The sequence below is a fragment of the uncultured Desulfovibrio sp. genome (assembly GCF_910584445.1).
In the GTDB taxonomy this organism is placed as follows: Bacteria; Desulfobacterota; Desulfovibrionia; order Desulfovibrionales; family Desulfovibrionaceae; genus Desulfovibrio.
In genome coordinates this window covers 83,296-102,256 of the sequence record NZ_CAJUBO010000002.1, presented here as the reverse complement: position 1 = coordinate 102,256, position 18,961 = coordinate 83,296, and the positions used below count along the sequence as shown (strand labels likewise).

General features: G+C 64.5%; 16 protein-coding genes and 1 tRNA gene. 10 read left to right on the top strand and 7 right to left on the bottom strand.

Annotated elements, in window-relative coordinates; all coding sequences use genetic code 11:
- Positions 1-122: 122 nt before the first annotated feature.
- Positions 123-199: transfer RNA gene (locus QZ294_RS01475), tRNA-Arg, on the top strand.
- A 312-nt stretch (positions 200-511) separates the two neighbouring features.
- On the opposite strand, the gene gdhA is transcribed toward QZ294_RS01475, so the two are convergent.
- The 3 genes from gdhA to rfbD form a co-directional block, all read right to left on the bottom strand.
- Positions 512-1,861, bottom strand: a complete 1,350-nt coding sequence (gene gdhA / locus QZ294_RS01470) for an NADP-specific glutamate dehydrogenase (protein ID WP_297045672.1) — start codon at positions 1,859-1,861, stop codon at positions 512-514.
- 140 nt (positions 1,862-2,001) lie between these two features.
- Complete coding sequence (locus QZ294_RS01465) at positions 2,002-3,228, bottom strand: DUF3179 domain-containing protein (RefSeq protein ID WP_297045670.1); 1,227 nt, start codon at positions 3,226-3,228, stop codon at positions 2,002-2,004.
- A complete protein-coding gene (gene rfbD, locus QZ294_RS01460) occupies positions 3,225-4,106 on the bottom strand; it encodes a dTDP-4-dehydrorhamnose reductase (RefSeq protein ID WP_297045668.1) in 882 nt (293 codons plus the stop codon). The genes QZ294_RS01465 and rfbD overlap by 4 nt, the downstream gene beginning before the upstream one ends.
- Positions 4,107-4,292: 186 nt before the next feature.
- Here rfbD and QZ294_RS01455 point away from each other — a divergent pair, with 186 nt between their 5' ends.
- Positions 4,293-5,084, top strand: a complete 792-nt coding sequence (locus QZ294_RS01455; protein ID WP_297045663.1) for a sirohydrochlorin cobaltochelatase — start codon at positions 4,293-4,295, stop codon at positions 5,082-5,084.
- Between the two features lie 38 nt (positions 5,085-5,122).
- Positions 5,123-5,950, top strand: coding sequence for a hypothetical protein (locus QZ294_RS01450; protein WP_297045659.1), 828 nt, complete (start codon positions 5,123-5,125; stop codon positions 5,948-5,950).
- A gap of 162 nt (positions 5,951-6,112) precedes the next feature.
- Here the strand turns inward: QZ294_RS01450 and QZ294_RS01445 are convergent, their stop codons facing one another.
- Genes QZ294_RS01445 through mqnE form a run of 3 tightly spaced genes read right to left on the bottom strand, consistent with a single transcriptional unit; the run spans position 6,113 to position 9,281 of the window.
- Positions 6,113-6,949, bottom strand: a complete 837-nt coding sequence (locus tag QZ294_RS01445) for a menaquinone biosynthetic enzyme MqnA/MqnD family protein (protein ID WP_297045656.1) — start codon at positions 6,947-6,949, stop codon at positions 6,113-6,115.
- Between the two features lie 23 nt (positions 6,950-6,972).
- Positions 6,973-8,109, bottom strand: coding sequence for a cyclic dehypoxanthinyl futalosine synthase (gene mqnC, locus QZ294_RS01440; RefSeq protein WP_297045651.1), 1,137 nt, complete (start codon positions 8,107-8,109; stop codon positions 6,973-6,975).
- Positions 8,109-9,281 carry an aminofutalosine synthase MqnE gene (mqnE, locus tag QZ294_RS01435; protein ID WP_297045648.1) on the bottom strand — a complete coding sequence of 391 codons (1,173 nt, stop codon included), beginning with the start codon at positions 9,279-9,281 and terminating at the stop codon, positions 8,109-8,111. Before mqnE ends, mqnC begins: the two co-directional genes overlap by 1 nt.
- Before the next feature lie 140 nt (positions 9,282-9,421).
- Between mqnE and QZ294_RS01430 the strand changes: the two genes are divergently transcribed.
- Entirely contained in the window at positions 9,422-10,300 is an 879-nt protein-coding gene (locus QZ294_RS01430; protein ID WP_297045645.1) for a 1,4-dihydroxy-6-naphthoate synthase, read from the top strand.
- A 40-nt stretch (positions 10,301-10,340) separates the two neighbouring features.
- A complete protein-coding gene (locus QZ294_RS01425; RefSeq protein WP_297045642.1) occupies positions 10,341-11,804 on the top strand; it encodes an MATE family efflux transporter in 1,464 nt (487 codons plus the stop codon).
- A 57-nt stretch (positions 11,805-11,861) separates the two neighbouring features.
- On the opposite strand, the gene yihA is transcribed toward QZ294_RS01425, so the two are convergent.
- Positions 11,862-12,449, bottom strand: coding sequence for a ribosome biogenesis GTP-binding protein YihA/YsxC (yihA, locus tag QZ294_RS01420; RefSeq protein WP_297045639.1), 588 nt, complete (start codon positions 12,447-12,449; stop codon positions 11,862-11,864).
- 214 nt (positions 12,450-12,663) lie between these two features.
- On the opposite strand from yihA, the gene efp reads away from it, so the two are divergent.
- From efp to QZ294_RS01395, 5 genes are all read left to right on the top strand, one after another.
- On the top strand, positions 12,664-13,221 hold the full coding sequence (gene efp / locus QZ294_RS01415) for an elongation factor P (RefSeq protein ID WP_297045637.1): 558 nt from the start codon (positions 12,664-12,666) through the stop codon (positions 13,219-13,221).
- Positions 13,222-13,323: 102 nt separating this feature from the next.
- The gene (locus tag QZ294_RS01410; RefSeq protein ID WP_297045947.1) at positions 13,324-15,660 is read left to right on the top strand and encodes a DNA translocase FtsK; all 2,337 of its coding nucleotides are present in this window, start codon (positions 13,324-13,326) and stop codon (positions 15,658-15,660) included.
- An 11-nt stretch (positions 15,661-15,671) separates the two neighbouring features.
- Positions 15,672-16,373 (top strand): outer membrane lipoprotein chaperone LolA, encoded by a 702-nt coding sequence (gene lolA, locus QZ294_RS01405; RefSeq protein ID WP_297045634.1) that lies wholly within the window; start codon positions 15,672-15,674, stop codon positions 16,371-16,373.
- Positions 16,374-16,823: 450 nt separating this feature from the next.
- A complete protein-coding gene (locus QZ294_RS01400; protein ID WP_297045631.1) occupies positions 16,824-17,795 on the top strand; it encodes a hypothetical protein in 972 nt (323 codons plus the stop codon).
- 47 nt (positions 17,796-17,842) lie between these two features.
- On the top strand, positions 17,843-18,928 hold the full coding sequence (locus tag QZ294_RS01395; protein ID WP_297045628.1) for a DctP family TRAP transporter solute-binding subunit: 1,086 nt from the start codon (positions 17,843-17,845) through the stop codon (positions 18,926-18,928).
- Positions 18,929-18,961 lie beyond the last annotated feature (33 nt).

Genomic DNA, 18,961 nt, shown 5'->3' with positions numbered 1-18,961 from the left:
ACTCCATCCGCGCCGGCATGGCGCCTGCATCCGGGAAACGTGGCCCCTTTGTCGGCGGACCGTGTCCTCAGCAATAGAAAACCCTTGACAGTCGTACATTTACGGCCTACCACTGCTCTCACGCGCTCGTAGCTCAGTCGGATAGAGCGACAGCCTCCTAAGCTGTAGGCCGCAGGTTCGATTCCTGCCGGGCGCACCATATTGAGGTATAATCAAGAATGCCAACGTCCAAAAGACCTTGGCATTCTTTGGTTTTTTGTTCCAGTAAGATTCCCAAAAGTCCGGGGAAGCACGTTTGCATCCAAGTATTTTGTGGGTAGAAATGGAGGTAGAAAGCCAGTCCTTCCGGGAAACGCTGTCGAAGGGAGAGCGCTGTTTCCCTGAAAAACCGATATGATATGAGGAGGGGCATCACCCTCTCAGGTTCGTGGGCAGAGGCGGAAGAGACAAGATGGAATGGGCTGTCCACCCTCTCGCCAGAGAGAGCGAACAGCCCATTGCCCCTGAAGTTCTAGACGCCCTGGGCGATCATGGCGTCCGCCACCTTGCGGAAGCCGGCGATATTGGCGCCCATGACGAGATTGCCGGGCTGGCCGAATTCCTTCGCGGTTTCGGCAGCGTTTTTGTAGATATTGTTCATGATGCCGTGGAGCTTCTGATCCACCGTGGCAAAATCCCAGCTCTGCATGCTCGCATTCTGGGCCATTTCCAGCTGGCTTGTGGCAACGCCGCCGGCGTTGGCCGCCTTGGCCGGGCCATAGGCGATGCCCGCCTTGACGAAGGCATGCACCGCGTCCAGCGTAGACGGCATATTGGCGCCTTCGGCCACGCACTTGCAGCCATTGGCGAGCAGCGCCTCCGCATCGGCGAGGTTAAGCTCGTTCTGCGTCGCGCAGGGGAAGGCGGCAAAGCAGGGCACGTTCCACACGGCGTTGCGTCCCTTGGGATAGTCGGCAACGGGCGTATATTTGGCAGAGGGCACGAGTTCGGCATAGCGCGTCAGGGAGGCGCGCTCCACTTCCTTGACCTGGCGGAGCACATCCACACGGATGCCGTCCGGATCATGGATCATGCCGCGCGAATCCGACACAGTGACCGGCCTGGCCCCGATTTCCCGAAGCTTCTGGCAGCAGTAGATAGCCACATTGCCGGCGCCCGAAACGGCGCAGGGCTTGCCCTCAAGGCTTTCCTTGCGGTCCTGGAGCATGGCCTGGGCGAAATAAACCACGCCGTATCCCGTGGCTTCCGTCCGCGCGAGGGAACCGCCGAACAGCAGGTTCTTGCCCGTGAGCACACCCTCGTAGCTCCTGGTGAGGCGCTTGTACTGCCCGAACAGGAAGCCGATCTCACGGCCGCCCACGCCGATGTCGCCGGCGGGCACGTCGATAGTGGCGCCGATATGACGGAACAGCTCGGTCATGAACGCCTGGCAGAAGCGCATGACTTCCATTTCCGACTTGCCCTTGGGATCGAAGTCCGAGCCACCCTTGCCTCCGCCGATGGCAAGGCCGGTGAGGGAATTCTTGAAAATCTGCTCAAAGCCGAGGAATTTGAGAATGCCGAGATTGACGCTCGGATGAAGGCGCAGGCCGCCCTTGTACGGGCCGATGGCCGAATTGTACTGGACCCGGTAGCCGCGGTTAACCTGGATCTTGCCCTGATCATCCACCCAGTCCACCCGGAAGGCGATGATGCGCTCCGGCTCGGTGATGCGCTCCAGAATGCGATACTCCTCATACTTGCCATTTTTTTCAAGGATGGGCGCGAGGCTCTGCAGTACTTCCTGCACAGCCTGAAGAAAGACCGGCTCGCAGCTGTAGCGTTCTTTCAGACTCTCCATCACGCGCTGCACATATGCCATTCTCTGCTCCTTTTCTCGGGCGCCGAAACGCCCCGGTTCACGGATCCGGAAAAATTTTTAACTGCAAACCGCACCGCTTGCAAGCGGTTCCTCCCGCGCGCATTGCGCGGCGGGCGGTGCCACAGCACGCGAACGGAGGCTTACAGGGCCGGCTCCCAGCGCGGCGCGCCGGGCAATGAATGCTCCGTCTTTCCCGTCCCGGTCTCAGCGGGCGCATCCCCCACTCCCGGCGCCTCGGGCGAAAGCAGGTCCGCCGGGACCTCCCCGGGTCCGGGGATGACCAGGGTCTCGGGATTGAGGCTGTACCAGGCGAACCACATGGAATAAACCCCGAAAAACTCCTTCATGGAAGCGCCGCGCATATTGCCTTCCGTGGCCTTGCCGGTGGCAGTGTCCCAGGTGCTGCGGGTATTGAGGTCCATGAGCCTGCCGCCCTGCATCACAAAAAGGAAGGGATCGGCCCATATCTGGCGGCTGTAGATGCGCACGACATCCAGCCGTTTGTCATGGACGGCCAGCAGCGGCGCGGGGCCGAGAAAAAAATTTACCGCACCCTTTTTTTTGACATAGCCGATATCCACGGCAAGCAGGAAATTCTCGTATTCCAGGCAGAGCATGGGCGTCTTGCGGTGGAAGCGCCTGTCCAGCCAGCGGGGCTGGTAGGCCAGGATGTCATTGTCATAATAGGTGTCTTTCTTGAGATAGCTGCCATAGGGGTCGCGCCCGTACGGACGCTTGCCGCGCGGTTTGGCAAGCACGGGCGCATCGGGAAAAACGCGGCTTGCGGCGCCCCAGGTGGTCCAGAAGACCGGCAGTGTCGGCATCCCGCGCCCCAGAAGCTGGCCGTCGAAGGCCATGCCGGTCTCCTGAAGCCAGAAGCTGCCGGAATTGCGGTCCGTCAGGACGCTGTTGCCATCATAGAGAAACCCGGACGTGCCTTCCGAACTGCTGTGGCTCTCCACATCAAAAATGAGGTTGAGTCCCTGCATGGAGGCATCATATGCCATGAGCGTGCCCGTGATGGGACAATAGGTGATGGCATAGGCATGGTCATTGATGAGTTCATTGACCACCTGATGCCAGACGAGATACCGTTGCGGATAGATGCGCGGCCCTCCAGGGAGCATCACCACAAACGCGACATCGTCATGGGTCATCTTGAGGTCGGCCTCGGAGACGGTATCGTACCTTGGCCGATAGAGAGACGTGATAGGCCCGGGCAAGGGCACATCAACGAGGTAGCGCGTGATGTCGGCAAGCTGGGCCAGATTTTGTGGCCTGGCAAAAGCCGGCCCGTGCGCGAAGACGGCCAGGATGACCAAAGCACCGAGCAGCCCGGCCGCGCCGGACCAGAAGCGCCGCCTCAATGCTCCTTCCCTCCGGCGCCCTGAAGACATGCGCCAAACAGATATTCCCGCAAGGCCCTGGGCCAGGGACGTGGCTTTTCCCCGAGAAATTCGGCCAGCCGGCCATTGTCCAGCGCAGAATTGGCGGGGCGTTGCGCCGCCTGCGGCCAGTCGGCGGCCGGGATCGGCTCCACGCGGCATGGCCCGGAAGTCAGGGCGATGGCCTCGCTGGCAAGCTCGCACCAGCTTGCCACGCCGCTGTTGACAGCGTGCCAGATGCCGGTGGCACGCGCGCGCGCCAGTTTTTCGCACCATTGGGCAAGATCCAGCGTATAGGTGGGCGAACCCACCTGATCATGCACCACCCTTACGACATCGCGCCTGCGGCAGGCATCAAGGATGACATCCACAAAATTCGAGCGGCCGGGACCAAACAGCCACGCCGTCCGCACGATGCAGCTCCTGTCCGGCAATGCATGCAGGACGGCCTCTTCGCCTGCGAGCTTGGTGCGCCCATAGACGCTGAGGGGGGCCGGCCTGTCCGTTTCGCGCCACAGGCCGTCGTGCGGGCCTGAAAAGACAAAATCCGTGCTGAAGTGCACCAGATGCCCATGGCCCATGGCGGCCAGAGTCCGGGCCAGCGCGTCCGGAAGCGTGCGATTGGCGAGCAGGGCTTCTTCAGGATGCTCTTCGGCGGCATCGACGCGCGTCCAGCCAAGGGCATTGAAGACCACATCGGCGCCGCTTTTTTCCAGCAGCCCGCGCAGAAAGTCCAGGTCGAGCAGATTGCCTTCCGTACGGCTGAACGTCAGCGTTTCCCAGCCACCGGCAGCGAGCGTCCGCGCCAGCGCCTGCCCCACAAGGCCGGTGGTTCCGCCAAGAACCAATGCCTTCGCCATGCCTGCCCTCCTGCTGCCCTTGTGGATGTGCGCCTCGCGCCTGTTTCATCTGGCGCGACTCTAGCCCCAAGGAAAACGCTGGTCAACACGGGACGGCACGGCACCCGCCTGTTCCGGCCATTCCGCATCTGCCGCCCCTTCAGTCCGTCTTGCGGCCAACCGGCAAGTGACGTACAAAGAAGCGGCATGAGAAGGGCGATTCTTCTGGTGGCGTTCGGCGCGGGCACTCCCCAGGGCCGTCAGGCGTTGCGCGCCTTTGACGGCATGGTGCGCGCCCGTTTCGCGGGCTGGTCCGTGCGCTGGGCGTTCACCTCGCCTCTGGTGCGCGAGCGTCTGGCGCAGGCGCGCCAGAAAAGCGATTCTGTCCGCAAGGCATTGCGTCGGCTTCGTTTTGAACGCTTCACCCAGGTGGCCCTGCAACCTCTGCAGACCATCGCCGGAGCGGAGCACGAAGAAGTCTGCGCTGCCGCCGCCGAGGCGGATCAGGCGCCGGACATGCGGTGCCGTGTGGGCGCACCCCTCCTGGCCGCCCCCTCTGACGTGGAGGATGCGGCGCGGGCACTGGCGCGGCATTTGCCACCCGACCGGCTGCCCGACGAGGATGTGGTGCTCATGGGCCACGGCGCGCGGCACGCGGCCGCAGCCCGCTATGCGGACCTTGCGCTGGCGCTTCGGGCGCTGGATGCCCATGTCCATGTAGGCACCATGGGCGGTGCCATGGCGCTGGAACATATTTTGCCCCGCCTCACGTCGGCGCGGGTCTGGCTCATGCCGCTGCTTTCAGTGGTGGGGCAGCATGCCCTGCGCGACATGGCCGGGGACGGGGCGCAGTCGTGGCGCTCGCGCATCGAGGCACGGCACCGCCTGTGCCTGCCGGTGCTCAGGGGCATGGCGGAATATCCGGGCGTGGCCGGGATATGGCTGCGCCACCTTGAAACAGCCGTCGCAGAGGCGACAGACGACTGCATCATGTCGTGAACAGTTCAGCAGCGAGGTGGGAAATGCGCGGAAGACTTGTGCCGGCACTCATGATGACGCTTCTGCTTCTGGGGTGCGCCGCCACCGGCCGGGAAGGGACAGGGTCCGCCCCGGAACAGGTGGCGCTTTCAGCCGCCGCTCCCGGCGGTGGCGCCAACGCCTTCAACCCCTATATGCAGACGAAACTGCCCAATACGCGAGAACTCACCGCCGAAGGCCAGCGGATGCTTGGCGCCATGGGGGGCGCCATGCCGACCATCGAGGGCGAGGCGGCCCATCGCAGGAACTGGCGCGACGAGATCTATCCCGTGGTTTTCGGTGAACGCACGGCGCCGCACGAGATCCTCGTCCTGCTGGACTTTTCCTCGCCCAGAAGCGCGGAGGTCTGGAAAGCGGTGGTCAAGGCCAGCCGCTCCCTTTCGCCGCAGCAGTGCAAGATCGCCGTTTTCGGCAACAGCACGGAAAATTACGGGACAGACCTTCTGGGGCTTGCCATCTGGATCGCGCATTCCCGGCCCGGGCAGGCCATGCCCTATCTCACCTACGCCCTCGACCGCTGGAATGAGGTCAAGGCGGCCCAGCGCCGCGCCGGGAACGTCAGGACGTTCAAAAACGAGTATGACGCCACGGCGAGCGCCACGGACTACCCCATCCATTACGGCTACCTTTCCCGCCTGCGCCCCCCGGTGCCCGCCGCGGACGAACTGGATGTCGCCAGATACTGCTATGACGCGGGCAACGTGAACATGTACCAGACCACCCAGCTTTGCCGTTACTACGGCGTGAACGAACTTCCGGCCGTCATCGTGGACGGCAGGCCCCTGGGCAAGGTTTCGGCCGACGCCATCCTCAAGGCCCTGCGCTGAGCCTGATCGCCCCAAAACATGCCCCCGGCATCCCGCACCAAACGGGACGCCGGGGGCATGTCTGTCGCCACGACACCCGGCACGTTTTCCGGGCAACGAAGAAAGGGAGCAAAAAAACGTCAACGATGCCTGCGGCTCGTCATTCCTGGCCCGCAGGATGCGCTACATCTTGAAAAAGCGCAGCTGCGGAACGGCATCTATCAGCCCGGCCTGGGCGAGCTTTCCATAAAACAGGCGCAAGCCGCGCAGTTCCTCCTCTCCCAGGCTGAAAACCAGGCCTTCGCGATAGTAGCGGGCCAGGTCCTCACGGCTGAGCGGGCAACCGTGGCCCGTGAGGTCGAGAATGACATCCATGTGGGCCAGCCCCCAGTCGCGCCCGCGCCGCAAAAGCTCGCCCGGGTCACTGCGGAACAGGCCCCTGTCGGCCGCGTCGCGGCTCACGACCCAGAGGCCGAAAATGAAGGGCAGCCCCGTCCACTCACGCCAGGCCTCGGCCAGGTCCACCCGGTAGGGATAGTCCTGATGCCGCCGCAGGCGCAGAGCCTCATCGCCGATGGCGAGAAACGCCACTGGCGGCGTCGCCGAGCGCAGTGCGGCCGAGACCTGCCCCGTCACATAGCTGACCCGCTGCCGATACCTGTCGCGCATGAGCAGCCGCAGCAGCGCCACGGATGTATGGCTTTCGCCGCTGATGAGGATCTCGCGGCCGCCGAGTTCCTCCACCGGCACGCGCGACAGCAGGAGGACGCTCATGACAGGCCCGCGCGAACCGATGGAAAGGTCATGCACGAGATAATACCGTTCGGGTCTGCGCGCATATTCGAAGCAGGAGCAGGACGACACCTGAAGCTCGCCCCGCGCCATCATGTCGTTGAGCAGGGCCGGCGGCCCGGACACGAGTTCGTAGTCGTGCGGCAGGATGCCGGCTTCCAGCGGGTGATAGATGGGCAGCACATTGAGATAGCTGATGCGCCCCATACGCAGGACAGTGTCGGACATGCGAAATACCTCGCCTGGGGGCATCAGTTTTCGGGGCGCGCCGCGTCCGGCTCCACGGGGCGATAGTCCATGGTCCGCTGCACCGGCGTGAACCCGGCGGCCCGGATGACGGACTCGATCTCCCCGCGCGTCATGCGGTAGGAAACGCCCGCGGCCGCCACCACATTTTCCTCGATCATGAGCGAGCCGAAATCATTGGCGCCGTAGAACAGTGCAAGTTGCGCCACCTGTGGTCCCATGGTCACCCAAGATGCCTGGATGTTCGGCACATTGTCGAGCACCAGCCGCGACACCGCGAGCAGGCGCAGATAGGCGGGCGCGGGCAGGCTCTGGCACCGGATGCGGGTATTGGCGGGCTGGAACGTCCAGGGGATGAAGGCGGTGAAACCGCCCGTGCGGTCCTGTGTGGCGCGCACGGCAAAGAGATGGTCCAGGCGATGCCGGGGTTCCTCCTCATGGCCGAACATCATGGTGGCCGTGGTCTTCATGCCGAGGCGGTGGGCCGCCTCCATGACCGAGAGCCACGCATCGGCCGAACACTTGTTGGGCGAAACCTGGCGGCGCACGTCATTCTGGAGCACCTCCGCACCGCCGCCGGGCAGCGAGTCAAGCCCCGCGGCCCTGAGCCGCCTGAGGATCTCGGGCACGGGAAGGCCGAACTTTTCCGACCAGTACCAGATCTCCGGCGGCGAAAAGGCGTGGATATGCAGCTTGGGCCAAGTCGTCCGGATCCAGCGGAGCAGGTCTTCGTACCATTCGAGCGGAAGGTCGGGGTGGTGGCCGCCTTGGAGCAGGATCTGGGTGCCGCCGAGGCGCAGGGTCTCCCCGATCTTCTGCGCGAGTCCCTCCCGGCTGATGACATAGCCTTCGGGACTCTCCGGCGGCCGGAAAAAGGCGCAAAAACGGCAACCGCACACGCAGACGTTGGAATAATTGATATTCCTGTCGCCAACATAGGTCACCACCGGCTCGGGATGCAGGCGCAGGCGCATGGCGTGCGCCAGCCGCGCGAGGGTGTGCAGGCTCGCGCGAAAATAGAGGGCCTCGGCATCCCGCCGTTCCAGGCGTTCGCCGGCCGCGGCCTTCCCGGCAGCGGCGGCGACATCCGCAAAATCGGGTCCGCAATCATCAAAGGGGCTGTGCGCGGGCGCGAACTCCATCAGCATGTCTCCTTGCGAAGCTCCGTGGCCCCGCACGCGGCATTTCCCGTCCCGGACACCGGCATGGGTTCAAAAACGGCGTTGCGGCGCACCGGGCGGAAGCCGGAAGCGCGGATCATGGTTTCCAGCTCGGGAATGGTCAGCCCCTGGGCGGATTCCGCGCCCGCCATATGGCCGATGCGTTCTTCCACAATGGTGCCGTCCAGATCATCCGCGCCGTACCACAGGGCGGTCTGCGCCAGCTTGGGACCGAGCATCACCCAGTAGGCCTTGATATGCGGGATATTGTCGAGGAGAAGACGGGCGACGGCCACGGTGCGGAGCTGGTCCAGCCCGCGGACCGGGCCGCGGCGCTCTTCCGGAAGTTCAAGACGACTGTTGGCCGTGAGGAAGGGCAAGGGAATGAAGCAGGTGAAACCGCCGCTCGCATCCTGTTGCGCGCGCAGGCGCAGCAGATGGTCCACACGCATGGCGTGGCTTTCAAGATGGCCGAAAAGCATGGTGCAGTTGGTCACGATGCCGAGGCTGTGCGCCTCGCCGGAGATCCGCAGCCATGCGGCGGCATCGGCCTTGTGCGGGCACAGGCGGGAACGCAGCTCCTCGTCGAAGATCTCCGCGCCGCCGCCGGGCATCATCCGCAGGCCGCAGGCCTTGAGACGCCGCAGCACCTCAAGAGTGCTGATCCCTTCAAGCGCGGCGAAATGCGCGATCTCCACAGGGGTGAAGGCCTTGAGCGGCAAATCCGGCCAGCGGTCCGACACCGCGCGCAGCAGATCTTCGAACCACGCAAGCCCAAGCCCCGGGTGGCAGCCCCCCACCATGTGCATCTCGTCAAGGCGCAATGTCCCGGCCTGCGCCGTTTCCAGACGGGCGAGGATATCTTCCCTGCTCAGGACGAAGGCCCCCCGCTCCCCTTCGTGATCGCGCCTGAAGGCGCAGAAAAGGCAGCCGTTGACGCAGACATTGGTATAGTTGATCTGCCGGTTGACCACATAGAAGGCGGCATCGCCATGGCGGCGGAAGCGCGCATGCGCCGCAAGCGCGCCCACGGCCGTGAGGTCGGGGCAGGCAAACAGGGCAAGGCCGTCCTCAAATGTCAGGCGCTCCCCGGAAAGGACCTTGTCAAGGATGGACGAAAGTCCGAGGGCCGCATAATATGCTTTGTCCGGCATGGGAACATCCTTGTTGCCCGCCTGACACGCGCCGCCCCGCCCCGGCGGATTCCGGCGGGCGGCTGTGCCGGCGCGCCCGGCAGTCGGGAGTATCCGCCAGCATATCGCCGCGCCGTCGGCATTGTCAACGTGAGGTGAAAATGTCCGCTCAACAGCTTGTCCTTTCTCTCGGGCTTTCACCCTGCCCCAATGATACCTTCATCTTTCATGCTCTTCTTGAAGGGCATGTGCGTGTGCCCGCACCCGCCCCCTGGACGGGAGACATCCGTTTCGTGCCGCATTTCGCGGATGTGGAGGAGCTGAATGCCCTGGCCGTGGAGGGGCGCCTGGATGTGACGAAGCTCTCGCTGGGCGCGGTTTCGCGCATCATGGACACATATGCCCTTCTTTCATCGGGCGCGGCCCTGGGCTGGGGCTGCGGACCCCTGGTGGTGGCGAGCGCCCCCCTGCCGCCGGAGCGGCTGGCAACGGCGCGCGTGGCGGTGCCGGGCTTCATGACCACGGCCAATCTGCTCCTTGACCTGCACGGAGGTTTTGGGGGGGAACGCCGCGAACTGCTCTTCAGCGACATCATGGATGCCGTGACGCGCGGCGAGGCCGACATCGGGGTCATCATCCACGAAGGCCGTTTCACCTACGAACATCACGGCCTGTGCAAGATCCTCGATCTCGGCCAGTGGTGGGAGGGGGCATTCCATCTGCCCCTGCCGCTCGGTGCCATCGCCGCGCGCCGGGACCTCGCGCCGTCGGCAGCCCTTGCCGTGCAGGCGGGCATTGCCGCCAGCCTTCGCCATGCCTGGGCGCACCCCGAAGCCTCGCGCGCCTTCATCCGCGCGCACGCGCAGGAACTGGACGATGCGGTGACGCGCGCGCATATCGACACCTTTGTCACGCCCTACAGCGAAAATCTTGGGGAGACGGGTCAGGGAGCCATCAGGACGCTTGTGGAACGTTCGGCGGCGCGCCTCGGGCGCAGCCTGCCCGGCGCCGGGCTTTTCTGGCCGGAGGCGGCGGCATGACGCGCACGCCCGGGCATTCCCCCGACGGGGAGGGACAGCCATGAGGGCCTTCTTTTCCTGGACGGAAGCCCGGCGCTTCTATTCCATCGGGCTGCCCATCTTCATCGCCCAGCTGTCGCAAACGGGCATGAACTTCGCGGACACGGCCATGACCGGGCAGTATAACGCCGAGGACATGGCCGCCGTTGCCGTGGCCGGTTCCATATGGGCGCCGGTGGCCCTGCTCGGCATCGGTTGTCTCCTGGCATTGCCGCCGCTGAGCGCGCAGATGGTGGGCGGCGGCAAACGGCGCCGCGCCGCGCATCTGCTCCGTCAGGGCATCTGGCTCACTCTCGGCATCAGCCTGGTGCTGATGGCCTTTTTTTATGCCATTTCGTGGCGGCTGGAGGCCTTTGGCCTTGCGCCCTCCATGGCCGAACTTGCGGGCGGGTACCTGCGCGCTCTGCTCTGGGGGCTGCCGGGTTTCATGTTCTTCGTCAATCAGCGCAGCTTCCTGGAGGGCTTTTCGCGCACGCGCCCGGCCATGATCATCGGCCTGCTGGGGCTTGCGCTCAATGTGCCCTGCAACTACATGCTCATCTACGGAAAATGCGGATTCCCTCCCATGGGCGCCGTGGGCTGCGGCGTGGCCTCCGCCCTGTGCTACTGGTTCATGGGCCTTGCCATGATGTGCTTTTTGCGCCGTGATCCCCAGTACCGCGATCTGCGGCCGCTCTTCGCCCCCTGGCTGCCGTGGTGCAGGTCGAAACGGGCGGCGGCCCGCAACGCCGGGTGCCCCGCCGCCCGCACCACCGGCCGGGAAGATGACGGCCCGGTCTTTGACTTCCCGCTCATGTTCCGCGCCCTGCGTATCGGCTTTCCCGGGGCGCTGGCGCTCTTTTTTGAAGTTTCGCTCTTCGCCCTGAGCGCCATCCTCCTGGCCCCCCTGGGCACGGTCATGGTGGCCGGCAACCAGATCGCCATGAATTTCGGCGCCCTCATCTTCATGGTTCCGCTTGCCATCGGCATGACCGCCACCATCCGCGTGGGCTACTGCCTCGGGGCGCGAAAGGTGGCGCAGGCCAAGCTCTGCGCGCTCACGGCGCTGACCCTGAGCGTGGTGTTCGCCCTGCTCATCTGCGCGGGTACCATCCTTTTCCGCCAGAGTATCGTCCATATCTACAACGATGACCCGCAGGTCACGGTCCTTGCCATGCGCCTCCTGCTCTTCGCGGCGGCCTACCAGATCGTTGACGGACTCCAGATGGCCGGCATCGGCGTCCTGCGCGGATATAACGACACGCGCATCATTTCGGTCATCTGCTTTGTGGCCTACTGGATCATCGGCCTGCCCCTGGGCTACACCCTGGCGCGCACGGACTGGCTCGTGCCCGCCCTGGGCGCGGAAGGCTTCTGGATCGCCTATGTGGCGGCCCTGGGTTTCAGCGCGACGGCCTACTGGCTGCGGGTGCGATACCTGCACTCCCTCGCTCCGGAAAAAGTGCTGGCACGGGTCAGGCGGTAGCGCATTTTCCTGGCGACCTCCATGATTGCAGCCGGGGACCGTACTTCAACCACAACTTTAAGTTTCTTCGTTCCCCAGAGCTGCGGCGTCAAGCGCGCGCCACAGCTTATCCATGCCCTGTCTGCGCGCGGCTGATGTGACGATGGGGGCGGTCCCCAGGCGTTCCAGCCATTCCCTGCGCCGCGCTTCCCGTTCGCGCTGGGTGCATTTGTCGGCCTTGGTGAGGATGGGCACGATGGGCAAGCCACGGGAGGCGGCAAAGGCGGCAAGATCCAGATCCAGCCGCTGCGGGGTCAGGCGGCAATCCAGCAGCAGGGCGAGCGCCCTGATGTGGCGATCCCCCCCGATATAGGCTTCCAGCGTCTGTGCCCATTGGCGCCGTTCCTCATGGCTTGCGCGGGCGTACCCGTAGCCGGGCAGATCCACGAGATAGTACCCCTGCGGCAGGACGCGATAAAAATTGACGGATCGCGTCTTGCCCGGCTGAGCGCTGACCCGGGCGAGGTTCTTGCGGCCCGCGAGCGCATTGATCAACGAGGATTTGCCCACGTTGGAACGCCCCGCCAGGGCTATCTGCGGCCGGTCATAATTGGGGAGCTGGCCGGTCACATAGGCTGTGGCTTCCAGCTCGAGCGTGCTTTCCATTGATTTTCTCCGCAAGGTGCATCCGCCGTGCGGCCCGTTCCCCCGTGCCCCGGAAACGGCCGCCTTGACAGCGGGACATTTTTGCATAGACTGGTGAACCCGAATTCTTGGGACGGCGACCCACCATGCGCCACGGTAGCCCCTGGCGCCCGTCCTTGCAACCGCCATGACAGGAAGTTTCGCGGCGCGGCGAGACCCCGCCGCAGGAGGAGCCATGTATTCTACCACCGACTTTCGCAAGGGCCTCAAGATAGAAGTGGAAGGGACCCCCTATGAGATCGTCGAGTTCCAGCACTTCAAGCCCGGCAAGGGCGGCGCCATGGTGAGGACCAAGTTGCGGAACATCCTTACCGGCCGCATCCAGGACATCACCTTCCGCTCCGGCGACAAGGTGGGCAAGCCGGACCTGGAAACGCGCGACATGCAGTTCCTCTACCGGCAGGACGACGAACTCATTTTCATGGACATGACGAGCTATGAGCAGCTTTCCATGCCGGCATCCTCCACCGGCGGCAAGGAAGGCTTCCTCAAGGACGGGCAGGAATGCCGCGTCCTCCTCTATCAGGGGCGCCCGCTGGATATCGACATCCCCCTCACTCTTGTGCTGGAGATCACGGATACCGAACCGGGCGCCAAGGGCGACACCGTGAGCAACGTCACCAAGCCCGCCACGCTCGAGACCGGGCTGACTGTCCAGGTGCCCATTTTCGTCAATATCGGCGACAGGATCAAGATCGACACGCGCACCAAGGAATACCTGGGCCGGGAGTAGGCAGGGCGCCGCATTTCCGCTGGAGGGCAAGCCACGGATATTCGCAAGTTCTTACGCGAGCTTTTCGGCCTGTTCCTGCTCTTCTGGGCCCTTCTGCTCCTGCTGAGTCTGCTGAGCTTCGATGCCGGCGACCAGAGCTTCAACCATGTGGTGAGTTCCGGCGGCCCGGTGCAGAACAAGGCGGGGCTGTTCGGCGCGTATGCGGCCGGATTCCTCAACGATGTCTTTGGCGTGGCCGCCTTTCTCTGGCCTCTTGTTTTCGGGGCACTGGGGGCGGCCTACGTTTCTTCCGGCTATGCCCTGCACTGGTGGCGCTGGTGCGGCTTTTTCCTGCTCACCGTCTGTCTGCTCGTGGCCGGTTCCTGGTGGGATCTGTCCCTCGGCGATCTTTCGGGCGGCGGCATGGTGGGCAGCGCCCTTTATGACAATGCCCGCCTCTATCTGAGTCCTGTCGGGTCCACCCTGCTCTGGGTTTTCGTGCTTCTGGTGGGGCTTCAGCTGGCCTGCAATTTTTCCTGGTTCACGCTGGCCGACAGATTCAGGATATGGGCGATCGCCAGACTGGCCGAACGAAGCGCACGCGGGAGTGCCGCTGCCCCTGTTGCCGCTGAGGCTTTTCCCTCGCCGGAAGACAATGGCGCAGAACAGGCGCCCGGCCCGACGCCCTGGTGGGAGCGCCTGCGCGCCCGGCTGCACCTGCCGGATACGGCGAAGCTGAAGCAACGCCTGGAGCACTGGCGGGACGTCATCGGCAGCATTCGCCCCACGGCCGACACGATGCCCGAGCTTGATTTTCCGGAAGCCGACGTGCCGGATGTCTCCGCCACTCGCGCAGAAACAGGAAAGGACGCCGCCATCTCCGCCGGGGACGCGGAAAACAGCGAGACGAAGGCTTCCGCTCCCCCTGCCACCGCAAGCGCTGTCGAGCGCGCGGCCCCCCCGGCGGCTCCGCACCCGGCGCAGGCTCCCGCCGCTTCCGCGCATGGAGGAGAAGGCCGGGGCAAACGGGCGAAGATCCCGCTGCCCGGCCTGGATCTGCTGACGCCCCCCACGCCCGGTGTGGCCCGCGGCCGTGAAAACCTTGAAGCCAAGGGCAGCGCGCTCATGGCCTGCCTCAAGGATTTTGACATCCAGGGCGACCTTGTGCGCGTCACCCCCGGCCCGGTGGTCACCATGTACGAGGTGCGGCCGGCGCCCGGCATTCGCGTCAGCCGCATCGCCAACCTCAGCGACGATCTCAGCCGCGCCCTCAAGGCCCCGGCGGTCCGCATCCAGGCGCCCATTCCCGGCTCGGACACCGTGGGCATCGAGATCCCCAATGAGCAGCGCGAGACCGTCAATTTCCGGGAGCTGGCGGCCTCGGACGCCTTTCGCAGAGGGTGTGGTCCCCTGACCATGATCCTCGGCAAGGACATCGCGGGGCACCCCGCCATGGCGGACCTCACGCGCATGCCGCATCTTCTGGTGGCCGGAGCCACGGGCGCGGGCAAAAGCGTCTGCCTCAACGCCATCCTTGTCAGCCTGCTCTACCGCACCCAGCCGCAGGATCTGCGCCTCCTGCTCATTGACCCCAAGCGGATAGAGCTGGCGGTCTATGCGGATGAGCCGCATCTGGTCCATCCCGTGGTGACGGAAATGGCGGATGCCAAGAACGCCCTGGAATGGGCCGTGCAGGAGATGGACAACAGGTACCGTTGCATGGCGCGCCTTGGCGTGCGCAATGTGGCCGCGTACAACCAGAAACTCGCCACCTTCAGGAATGCCCTGCCGCCGGACCTCGCGGACCTGGAGCGCCTGCCATACCTCGTCATCGTCATCGACGAACTGGCCGACCTGATGATGACGGCGGCGCGCGAAGTGGAGACGAGCGTGGTGCGGCTCGCGCAACTGGCGCGCGCGGCCGGCATCCACATGATCCTCGCCACGCAGCGCCCCAGCGTGGATGTGGTGACGGGACTCATCAAGGCCAACTTTCCCTGCCGCATCTCCTTTCAGGTCACGTCCCGGCACGATTCGCGCACCATTCTCGACCAGATGGGCGCGGAACAGCTTCTCGGGCGCGGCGACATGCTGTTCAAACCCAGCGGCGGCCGTCTCCAGCGGCTGCATGGTCCCTTCCTGGCCGATGAAGAGGTGCAGGCGGTGGTGGCCCACTGGAAACGCCAGATGGCGCCGGACTATGGCGTGGATTTTTCCCAGTGGAACGCCGCCGCCGGGTCCGGCGCGGGAAACGGGGCGGACGCCTCGCAGGACCCGCTCTATGAGGAGGCGCGGGAATTCCTGTTGCAGTCGGGGCGTTCGTCCATATCCACGTCCCTGCTCCAGCGCCGCCTGCAGATCGGGTATAACCGCGCCACCAGGCTCATGGACCAGTTCGAGTCCGAGGGGATCGTCGGGCCTGCCAATGGCAGCAAGCCGCGCACCATCATCAGGGGATAAGGAGTGAGCGCATGCGAAACATATTGCTGACGGGGACCGCGGGTGCCCTTCTCTGCGCGCTGCTGGCGCTTTCCGCCCTTCCGGCCGCTGCCGCTGCCGCCGGGGATGCTGCCCGGTATGCGGGACTCATCCAGAAACGCTATGAAACGCTGAAATCCTTCAGCGCGGACTTCGACCAGACGCTCACGCACAAGGAAAGCGGCTCGACGGAACAGCGCAAAGGAAGCCTCCTCTTCCAGAAACCGCTGCTCATCCGTTGGCAGACCGTCAAGCCGCATGAGGAAACCCTGGTGGTGACGGGCAGGGAGATATGGGACTACCTGCCGGACGAGGAGATCGCCTATCGCTATCCCCCGAGCCTGGTGCAGGATTCGCGCAGCATCATCCAGGTGCTCACCGGGCAGTCGGCGCTGACCAGGGATTTTGACGTCAAGGTCTCGGGAACCGAGGGCGGCCTTGTCCGGCTGCTGCTCTTTCCCCATGAGCCAGCCCCGCAGATGGTGGAGGCGACCATCTGGATCGAACCCGAAAGCGGCTATATCCGCAGGGCAAAGATCATCGACTTCTACGGCAACGCCAATGATGTGCGCTTCACGCGTTTCCTGCCGGACACGCGCATCGCCCCCGCGGAGTTCCGCTTCACGCCTCCTGCCGGTGTGGAGGTGGAAGACCGCATCGACCGCACGGTGCAGGAGCGCGAACTGTTCAAGTAGCACAGCGTCTCCCGGGCTTTTGGCATTCCGGCTTTTGCCGCCCGCGTCCCGTGCGCGTGACATCCGGCTTTTCCTGCCGCAGGCGTGAAAAGCAGGGCGGGATTTTGGGAAACGCTGATCGGCGCGTTTCCCGCGGTCCTGCTCCGCTTTGCCGCTTCCTCACGCTCCCCGCATACGCTGGCCGCGTACGGCCTTTTCCAGAAGTGCCCCACGGCTGGCCGTCTCCACGCAGGCGATCGCGCGACGGAAAAAAGGGCGAAGCGCATCCCCCAGCGGCGCCGGAAAATCCCGTTGCCATTCCACGATATTTTGACAAAAGCCCGTTCCAGGGCTATGCATTCCCTTTCCACACCAGGCGCTACGCCAGCAGGTGCGGCTTTTTCCGGCATTCAGGCGGGAATGGAGCCTTGACGGCTGGCGCCGCATTGCCGGCATGTACAGGGCAGGCATATGGAACGGCTCCTCCTCACTCTCGCCATCATCTTCGTCAGTCTGGGCACAGGCTATGCCTGCCGCCGCGCCGCCGAAGCCGGGACGATCCCGTGGGGAAGCTCCGCCATGGAGAGCACCCGCAGAAGACTGCAGATCCTGGCCGTCTATGCGCTGATCCCGCTTTCTGCCATGCTCTCCCTCTGGGGGCTGCCAAGGCCCGACCCGCGCCTTGCCGCCCTGCCGCTTCTGGGCCTCGCCGCGTGGACCCTCGGCGGCGCGCTGGCACTGGCGGCCGCGCGACAGCTTCACCTCGACCGCCCGCAGACAGGGAGCCTCTACTGTTGCGGCACGTTCACCAATATCGGCGCGGTTGGCGGCCTCACCAGTCTGCTCTTCCTCGGCGAAAATTCCATCGCCCTGGTGGCGCTCTACCGGCTTTGCGAAGAACTCTACTACTTCAGCATCTCCTTCCCCATCGCCCGCTGGTACAGCCCCCGGAATACGGCAACGACCCTCTCCCTCAGGGCATTCAGGCTCGATCCCGTCCTGTGCGTCATCCTCTGCGCGCTCGGCGCCGGTTTCCTGCTCAACATGACGGAGACGCCGCGCCCAGGGTTTTGCGGTCCCCTGGCTTCCGGCGCCATGATCGCCGCCACGACGATGTTCCTCTTTGCCATCGGCCTGAGTCTGCGCCTTTCGAGGCTCTCCCGCCATCTTGCGCCGAGCCTTGTCGTGTGCGCCATCAAATTCGCGGCTGTGCCGCTTGTCATCATCAGCCTGGCGGCAGCCATCGGTTTCGGCGACATGGACGGAGGCCTGCCCCTCCGGGTGGTGGCCGTTCTCTCGGCCATGCCCGTTGCCATGACCGCGCTTGTGCCCCCCACCCTGTTCCATCTGGATGTGGACCTTGCCAATGCCTGCTGGATCTTCAGCACGCTGGGGCTGGTGGCCGTGCTGCCGCTCCTGATGCTTCTTCTGCCCAGGTTGTAGGGCACACGCCCGGCTGCGGTCGGGCACAACCATCCGAGGAGGTCTGGATGAAATTCGGAAAACTCTTTCTCGCCCTGGCGGCCTGCGCGTGCCTGACGGTGGCGCCCCTCGCGTCCGCCACGGCGGCACAGTACAAGGGGGAATACAAGCTGAGCGTCGTGCCCGGCGCAACCTCCGGCTGGGGAAAGACCGCCAGTTATTTCGCGGACCTGGTGCGCGAGCGCTCCAATGGCCGCATCAATATCAAGGTCTATCCCTCAAGCCAGCTTCTGTCCGGCAAGCAGACCTCGGAATTTCTCATGCTCCGCAACGGAGCCATCGACTTCGCCCTGGCCTCGACCATCAACTGGTCGCCCCAGATTAAGGAACTCAATCTCACGGCGCTGCCCTTCCTCCTTGCCGTCCAGCCAGACCGCTACAAGGCCATGGACGCCATCATGGACGGCAAGTCCGGCCAGATGATGGTGGACGCCATCGAGGGCAAGGGCGTCAAGATCATCGGCTGGGCGGAAAACGGCTTTCGCGAACTGACCACGAGCAAGGGACCCATCAGCGCTCCTGAAGACCTGAAGGGCCTCAAGATCCGCGTTGTGGGCAGCCCCATCTTCATCGAGACCTTCCGCGAGCTTGGCGCCAATCCGGTGAACATGAACTGGAGCGAGGCCACCACGGGCTTCCAGCAGGGCGTTGTGGACGGGCAGGAAAACCCCACCAACGGCATCAATATCCCGCTGAAGATATGGGATTTCCATAAGCATCACAGCGACTGGCACTATATCATCGACCCCCTGCTTCTGGGCGTGAACCCGCAGGTCTGGAAGGGCTTCAGCCCCGAAGACCAGAAACTTCTGGTGGAATGCGCGGCCGAAGCGGAAAAATACGGCAAGGCCCTCTCCCGCCTCGGCATGGATGACGGCGCCTCGGAAGCCTATCTCAAGAGCATCGGCAAGCTGCCGGACGTGACGGACCCGTACGCCTGCATGCAGGAAAACGGCATGACCGTCACGCGCCTCAGCCCGGAACAGATTGCGGCATTCCACAAGGCCACGCAAAAGGTGCGCGACGACTGGACGGCCAAGATCGGGCCGGAGCTTGTCAAGGCGGCCGAGGCGGACATGGCCGCCGCCAGGTAGTTTTTCTGCGATCATCCTGTCGCGGGGGGGGGG

Coding starts and splice junctions, on each gene's coding strand:
- QZ294_RS01445 (WP_297045656.1), bottom strand. CDS start 6,949: ATGTCCGACACTGTCCTGCGTATGGGGCGCATCAGCTATCTCAATGTG.
- mqnE (WP_297045648.1), bottom strand. CDS start 9,281: ATGCCGGACAAAGCATATTATGCGGCCCTCGGACTTTCGTCCATCCTT.
- efp (WP_297045637.1), top strand. CDS start 12,664: ATGTATTCTACCACCGACTTTCGCAAGGGCCTCAAGATAGAAGTGGAA.
- QZ294_RS01400 (WP_297045631.1), top strand. CDS start 16,824: ATGGAACGGCTCCTCCTCACTCTCGCCATCATCTTCGTCAGTCTGGGC.
- mqnC (WP_297045651.1), bottom strand. CDS start 8,109: ATGGAGTTCGCGCCCGCGCACAGCCCCTTTGATGATTGCGGACCCGAT.
- QZ294_RS01430 (WP_297045645.1), top strand. CDS start 9,422: ATGTCCGCTCAACAGCTTGTCCTTTCTCTCGGGCTTTCACCCTGCCCC.
- rfbD (WP_297045668.1), bottom strand. CDS start 4,106: ATGGCGAAGGCATTGGTTCTTGGCGGAACCACCGGCCTTGTGGGGCAG.
- QZ294_RS01425 (WP_297045642.1), top strand. CDS start 10,341: ATGAGGGCCTTCTTTTCCTGGACGGAAGCCCGGCGCTTCTATTCCATC.
- QZ294_RS01395 (WP_297045628.1), top strand. CDS start 17,843: ATGAAATTCGGAAAACTCTTTCTCGCCCTGGCGGCCTGCGCGTGCCTG.
- QZ294_RS01455 (WP_297045663.1), top strand. CDS start 4,293: ATGAGAAGGGCGATTCTTCTGGTGGCGTTCGGCGCGGGCACTCCCCAG.
- lolA (WP_297045634.1), top strand. CDS start 15,672: ATGCGAAACATATTGCTGACGGGGACCGCGGGTGCCCTTCTCTGCGCG.
- gdhA (WP_297045672.1), bottom strand. CDS start 1,861: ATGGCATATGTGCAGCGCGTGATGGAGAGTCTGAAAGAACGCTACAGC.
- yihA (WP_297045639.1), bottom strand. CDS start 12,449: ATGGAAAGCACGCTCGAGCTGGAAGCCACAGCCTATGTGACCGGCCAG.